The sequence below is a fragment of the Kitasatospora sp. NPDC059646 genome, assembly GCF_042734615.1.
Taxonomy (GTDB): Bacteria; Actinomycetota; Actinomycetes; order Streptomycetales; family Streptomycetaceae; genus Kitasatospora.
Window position 1 is genome coordinate 36618 of the sequence record NZ_JBHWDS010000066.1, and the last position, 6803, is coordinate 43420.

Sequence of the window (6803 nt, forward strand, 5' to 3'; positions counted from 1 at the left end):
CGGTGGGTGGCCGACCGCGTGTGGCGGCCACCCGGGCCATCGGTGTGTCAGGAGGGGCAGTGCGGCGCTGGGAACGGGTCGGGGACGGTTCGGCGAAGTTCTGGGAGGCGGCGGCCGACGGCGCGTCGGTGCAGGTCCGGTACGGCCGGATCGGCGCCGCGGGACGCACCCGGGTCAAGGAGTGCGCGGACCCGGCCGCCGCCGAGGCGCACCTCGCGAAGCAGATCGCCGAGAAGGAGCGCAAGGGCTACCGCCCGACGACCGCCGCCGACCCGACGTCAACTCCGGTGCCTCCCCCGGCTCGCGCCTCCGCCGGTGCCGCGCCGACCGCCGCCGCACCGGCCGGGCTCCCGGACGAGGACGCCTTCGTGCTGCCGGATTCCTGGCTCGCGCTGGTCGCGCCGCGCCGTGGCGGCGGGGTTCCGCTCGGGTCGCCCCGGCGCGTGGTGGACGCCGTCGCGGCCGGGGAGGCGGAGGCCCGGTGGATCGCCGGGAACGAGACCTGGATCCAGCGGGTGCTCGAGGACCGCGGCTCCGACAAGCACCTGGTGCGGTCGGCCGAGGCGCACCTGCGCGGGGAGCCGAACGCGCCCGGCGCGGTGGCGGTGGCGGCGATGCTGCGCGAGACCTGGCAGAAGGGCGGCTTCGAGCAGGTGCTGGACTCCTGGATCGCCCGGTTCGGGCTGGGCTTCGCGGCCCGCGCGACGGTGGCGTCCTTCGAGTTCGACAACGGGTGCGCCCGGCCGAACCACCACCGGGGCGTGCTGGTGGCGGACAGCGCGGGTCGGCGGGAGGTTCGCGAAATGGAGTTCGCGTTCGCCCTGGCCCGGGAGGTCCGGCGGGTGCTGGCGCTGGCCGACGAGGCGGAACGCCGTTCGGTGCTGGCCGAGTTGGCGGCGATCCGGACCAGGCGCGACCGCCGCATCGTGACCGCCTTCCTCGCCCCGGAGACGCCGGGCTGGGTGGACGAGTGCCTGGACGAGCTGCCGAGGCACCGTCAGATCAACGAGGTGGCGCACGCCCTGCTGGTGCAGTCCGTCAACACCGTCGAGCAGACCGAGCGGATCGCCGAGCAGCGGGTCCGGTCCTGGCACGGCTGGACGCCGGGCCAACTGGCCACGCTCGCGGACGCGGTGGGCCCCGCGTGCGTACCGCTGTTCGAGCAGGCGCTGTCGAACATGTACGACAACGAGAGCATCCGTGAACTGGCGCTGCACCTGGCCGAGTTCCCCGGCGACGAGGCGTTCCGGGTGCTGCTCGACCGGATCGGTGCCCGGCACGTCCGGCCGGGTCTGCTGCGTGCGATGCGCCGCTACCCGGTGCGCGCGGCACGGCTGTTGGCGGAGGCCGCGCAGCAGACCGGCCCGGACGCCGCCACCGCGCGGCGGCTGCTGGCCAGCCATCTCGGCGAGCTCCGCGCGCAGGTGCCGGAGGTGGTGGCCCGGCTCGACGCCCGCACCGCCGGGTTCGTCACGGCCCTGGTCGCCGCGCGCCGGGTGCCGGAGGCGGCGGCGGAGTCGCTGCCGGAGCTGCTGACCTCGCCGCCGTGGACGCGCCCCCGCCCGGCCCGCAGGCCGAAGGTGCTGACCGGGATCACCGCCGACGACGCCGCCGAACTGGTGTGGAAGGACGGCGAGGCGGAGCAGTGGCAGGTCGCCGCGCCGGCTCCGTGGACGTTCGCCCCGGGCTTCGACTGGGCGGCCGAGGCGAGAGCCCGGCTGACCCACGCGGGCGGCCTCTGGTACGGGGCGCAGCTGCTGGTGCACGGCCCGGCGGAGGTGATGGCCCCGTACCTGTCCTCCTGGCGGCCGGGCGATTTCTGGGGCGGGGCCGAGGAGTTGCGTCCGGTGGTCGCCAAGTATGGCCTGGCCGCGCTGCCGTTGCTGCACGCGGGGGCGCCGACCCAGCCGGCGCACGTCGTGCCGGCGCTGCTGCCGTTCCGGGACGCCACCGTGGCGGCGGTGATGGCGGACGCCCTGATCCGGCTCAAGTCGCTTCGGGCGACGGCTCGTTCGTGGTTCGCCCGGCACGGCGTGGCGGGTGGCCTGCTGCTGGTGCCGAGTGCCGTCGGAAAGGCCGGCCGGGCCCGGACGGCCGCCGAGAACGCGCTGCGGCTGGTCGCGGCGCAGCACGGCGCGGACGCCCTGCTCGCGGCGGTGACGGCTCGTCACGGGGACGGGGTGGCGGCGGTGGTGGCGGAGGTGCTGAGCGCGGATCCGCTGGTGAACGCGCTGCCGGCGCGGATGCCGGAGTTCCCGGAGTGGCTGCTGCTCGGTGCGCTGCCGCCGTTGGTGCTGCGCTCGGGCGAGGCGCTGCCGCGGTCGGCGGTGCGGCACGTGGTCACCATGATGGCGTTGTCGAAGCTGCGTGACCCGTATCCGGGTCTGGCACTGGTGGGCGAGACGGTCCGGCCGGAGTCGGCGGCCGAGTTCGGGTGGGCGCTGTTCGAGGAGTGGCAGCAGGCGGGGATGCCGGCGGCGGACAGTTGGGCGCTGTTCGTGCTGGGCGAGTGGGGCGACGACGGGACGGCCCGCCGGCTGGCGCCGGTGCTGCGGGACTGGCCGGGGGCGGGCGCGCACCACCGTGCGGTGGAGGGCCTGGAGGTGCTGGCGGCGATCGGCAGCGACGTCGCGTTGATGCAGTTGCACGGCATCGCGCAGCGGGCGAAGTTCAAGGCGCTGAAGTCCCGGGCGCGGGAGAAGGTCGCGGAGATCGCGGAGGCGCTGGGCCTGACGGGCGATCAGCTGGGCGACCGGCTGGTTCCCGATCTGGGGCTGGGCGCGGACGGCACGACCGTGGTCGACTACGGTTCGCGGACGTTCACGGTGGGCTTCGACGAGCAGTTGCGGCCGTTCGTGCTGGACGGGGACGGCAAGCGCCGCAAGGATCTTCCCGCGCCGGCCGCCAAGGACGATCCGGAGCTTGCGCCGGCGGAGCGCAAGCGGTTCGCCGCGTTGAAGAAGGACGTCCGTTCGCTGGCGGCCGATCAGATCGTGCGGCTGGAGGCGGCGATGGTGGCCGGGCGGGAGTGGACGGCGGCCGAGTTCCGGGGTCTGCTGGTCGGGCATCCGCTGCTCCAGCACCTGGTGCGGCGGCTGGTCTGGACGACGGCGGAAACCGCTTTCCGGGTGGCCGAGGACCGGACCTTCGCCGATGTCCACGACGAGGCGTTCGTCCTGCCCGAGGATGCGGTCGTCCGGCTCGCGCACCCGCTGTTGCTGGGTGACGGCGTGGCCGCGTGGGCGGAGCTGTTCGCCGGCTACGAGCTGTTGCAGCCGTTCCGTCAGCTGGCCCGTCCGGCGGTCGCGTTGACGGCGGAGGAGGCGGCCGGGCACCGGCTGCACCGGTTCGAGGGGGCGAAGGTGCCGGTGGGCCGTCTGCTGGGGCTGACCGAGCGGGGCTGGCAGCGCGGCGCGCCGCAGGACGCGGGGGTGGAGCGCTGGTTCCACAAGCCGCTGCCGAACGGCCGGCACCTGGTGATCGCCCTCGACCCGGGCATCTGGGTGGGCGCGGTGTCGGAGAACGCCGAGCAGACCTTCCGCACGGTGTGGCTGGACGCCCGGGCGTACGACTACTGGCCGAACCAGCCGTACGGCGACCGGTTCGCCGATCTCGACGCCGTGACCGCCTCCGAACTCCTCGCCGACCTGGAGGAGCTGACGGCCGGCTGAGCCGGCGCAGCGGCACCGGCACGGCGCCGGAGATCGAGCACGGGCACCGAGGGCCGGGAACAGGGCACGAGGGCGGACGGCGACCGCGCGACGGTGCCGTCGCGGTGGGCGCGGTCGTCCGCCCGGGCCGGACCCGGTCCGCCTGGGCGGTTCCCCGAAATGGTCCGGCGCCGGCGGCCCCCTGGGAAGGGCCGTCGGCGCCGGGCCGGGTGTCCGGGGCCGGGTGGCTACGCGTCCTCCGCCAGGAGTCGCGCGTTGACGGTGGGGTTGCCCGCCTGCGCGAGCGGGAAGGCGGTGCCGATCTCGTCGGAGTGCCCGGGCACGTCGATGCGGACGGACAGCGACCGGTCGACCAGCTGGTCCTGCGGCATCCGGAAGTCGAGGTTGATGATGCCGTTCTCCACGCAGGTCGGGCACTTGCGCGGGGTCTTCGGCTGGAAGAAGTAGCGCTGCGCGACCGGCTCGCCGTCGGAGAGCAGCGTCACGACGAACGAGCCCGGGATGTTCAGCCGGTCGATGCCCTTCACCCGCACCGACACCGGGTTGGCGCTGCGGAACGCGAAGGTGCCGGCCGCGTCGATGCTCCCGGACAGGTTCTCCAAGGCGCTCTCCAGGGCGGGGGGCAGCTCCAGCCGGTCGTAGGAGACCTGGCTCTCGATCGTCTGGTCGGCGGTCTCGGTGAACGGCGGCAGCGCGTTGAACGGCGAGGTGAGCCAGTCCGTGTCGGCGCCCAGGGTGGAGCGGAAGCCGGTCAGGGTGGTGCCGCCGACGCGGGTCTGCCAGCTCAGCCAGAGGCGGTCGATGTTGCAGTGGAAGAACCAGAACACCGGGTCGTACGAGGCGACGTTCTGGTCGCCCATCGTCGGCCCGATCGAACCGTGGCCGCCGTCGTGGGCCTGGATCGAGAAGTCCTGGTAGCCGTTGACGTTGAACGTGCCCCACAGCGACTGGGTCAGCGAGGTGGCGATGTCGTCCAGGACGCCGAAGTTCCGGACGTTCTGCGCGATGGTGGCGACCTGGTACCGCTTGGTGGTGTACGGGAAGTAGCCGGTCACGGGCTGCGGCGTCGCGTTGGCGCCGGGGTCGGCGGGCAGCACGTACTTGTCGAGCGGCGGGTGCTGGAGGCGGTCGGGGAGGTTGGTCGAGATGTCCCAGTAGGGGAGCGTCACCGACTCGCAGCCGGGGACGGAGCGCAGCGCGTTCTCGAAGTTGAGCAGGTACTGGCGGTGCCACGGGTTGAAGCGGTTCTCGTGGTGCAGGCACCAGCTCTGCGGGAGGCCGTGCTGCCCGGCCAGTGCGAAGTAGCTGTCGGGGGCGTCGGTGTCACGGGCCATCAGGCCGTTGAACGCGGTCTTCAGCAGCTCGAACTCGGCGTCGGTCAGGGCGGTGATGTCCTTGCGGAGCCGGGTCGGGGCGGCTCCGCTCGGCGGCGGGGGGCCGCCGGCGGTGGCGGTGCCGAGCGGGAACCCGTTGAGGATCCAGTTCTTGAAGGTCTGGGCGCGTTCGGTGCTCCACTTGCCCGCCGCGTCCGGGGGCATCTGGGCGTTGGGCGGCGAGGTCTGCGCGAGCACGGCGAGCGCGTTCTTCTTCACCCCGTCGTAGGTGCCGAGTTCGATCCCCTTGGCGGCCATGTGGTCGATGTCCTCGGGGCGGAAGAAGAAGCGGATGTCCGCCATGTAGGTCGGTGCGGCGACGACTTGGTCGGCGGGCGGGTTTCCTGGGGTGGTGTTCATGCTTCCTCCGCTGGGCTCCGGACGGGCGTGGGGCCGGCCGCACGGCGCGGTCGGCCCGGACGGTCGCGTCGGCCGGATCCTCCGGGGGCTGCCGCGCGATCGACGCATGGGGCCATGGTCGGAGCGGCCGCGAGCGGGGGCGAGGCAGGCTGGGCCGGACAGTGCACACCCGCTCGGCCGAGCCTCCGTCAGGTGCGGTGCCGCCGCCCGGGCCGGTCCGTGCGGTGCGGTCCGGGCCGGCGGTGGATCCGGCGTGGGAGGACGCCGGCCGGGGCCGGCCGGGGCGTGGGCCGTCCGTGGTGGTGATCGTCACACGGGTGGGCGCGGTCCCGTCGGGTGCGGGCGGCATACGCTGATCGGTCCGGACGCCACCGGGCAGCGGCCGGCCCGGCGCTCCCGGTCGGCGGCCCTTCGACGGAGAGGCACCCCAGTGAGTTCACCCCAGCAGGCCTGCGGCGAGCGGGGGCACGGCGCTCAGGACCTTCGCGCGGAGGCGGCCGAGGTGCGAAGCTTCTGGGCCGGGCTCGGGCTGCCCGGGCTGATCGACGTGCACACCCACTTCATGCCGGAGCGGGTGCTGCGCAAGGTCTGGGAGTACTTCGACGCCAACGGGCCGCTGGTCGGCGGTCTGGCCTGGCCGATCACGTACCGCACCGAGGAGGCCGAACGCACCGCCGTGCTGCGGGAGTTCGGCGTCCGGGCGTTCACCTCCATGCTGTACCCGCACAAGCCCGGCATGGCCCGCTGGCTGAACGACTGGGCGGTCGGCTTCGCCGGCCGCACCCCCGACTGCCTGCACACCGCGACCCTGTACCCGGAGCCGGACGCCGAGGCCTACGTCCGGGAGGCCCTCGACGCGGGCGCCCGGGTGTTCAAGGCGCACGTGCAGGTGGGCGACTACGACCCGGCCGACGAGCAACTGCGCGGCGCGTGGGGAATGCTGGCGGACGCGGGCGTGCCGGTGGTGATGCACTGCGGCTCCGGTCCGGCGCCGGGCCGCTTCACCGGGCCCGGGCCTGCCGCCCGGGTGCTCGAAGCGCACCCGCGACTGCGCCTGATCGTCGCCCACCTGGGCATGCCGGAGTACGACGAGTTCCTGGACCTGGCGGAGCGGTACGCGCACGTGCACCTGGACACCACGATGGCGTTCACCGACTTCACCGAGAGCTTCATGCCGTTCCCGCGCCGCGCGCTGCCCCGGCTCGCCGACCTCGGCGACCGGATCCTGCTCGGCACCGACTTCCCCAACATCCCGTACCCGTACCTGCACCAGCTCCGCGCCCTGGAGCGGCTGGACCTCGGCGCCGACTGGCTGCGGGCGGTCTGCCACGACAACGCCGCGAAGCTCTTCGCCCTCTGAGCGACCGTCAGGCTCCGGCGTCCGCCCGCGGGCGTATGC

Annotated in this window: 3 protein-coding genes; 2 read left to right on the plus strand and 1 reads right to left on the minus strand. The window is 74.1% G+C overall.

Annotated elements, in window-relative coordinates:
- The first annotated feature begins 59 nt into the window (after window positions 1–59).
- Window positions 60–3671, plus strand: a complete 3612-nt coding sequence (locus ACFV1L_RS32310; RefSeq protein WP_380372792.1) for a DUF4132 domain-containing protein — start codon at window positions 60–62, stop codon at window positions 3669–3671.
- Window positions 3672–3898: 227 nt separating this feature from the next.
- Here the strand turns inward: ACFV1L_RS32310 and ACFV1L_RS32315 are convergent, their stop codons facing one another.
- Window positions 3899–5404: a tyrosinase family protein gene (locus ACFV1L_RS32315; protein WP_380372795.1), complete on the minus strand. Its 1506-nt coding sequence runs from the start codon at window positions 5402–5404 to the stop codon at window positions 3899–3901.
- Window positions 5405–5834: 430 nt separating this feature from the next.
- Between ACFV1L_RS32315 and ACFV1L_RS32320 the strand changes: the two genes are divergently transcribed.
- Window positions 5835–6764 carry an amidohydrolase family protein gene (locus tag ACFV1L_RS32320; protein ID WP_380372798.1) on the plus strand — a complete coding sequence of 310 codons (930 nt, stop codon included), beginning with the start codon at window positions 5835–5837 and terminating at the stop codon, window positions 6762–6764.
- The last annotated feature ends 39 nt before the right edge of the window (window positions 6765–6803 follow it).

What these genes read in the sequence shown, in the direction of transcription:
- ACFV1L_RS32315 (WP_380372795.1), bottom strand. Translation starts at nt 5,404, where the DNA reads ATGAACACCACCCCAGGAAACCCGCCCGCCGACCAAGTCGTCGCCGCA.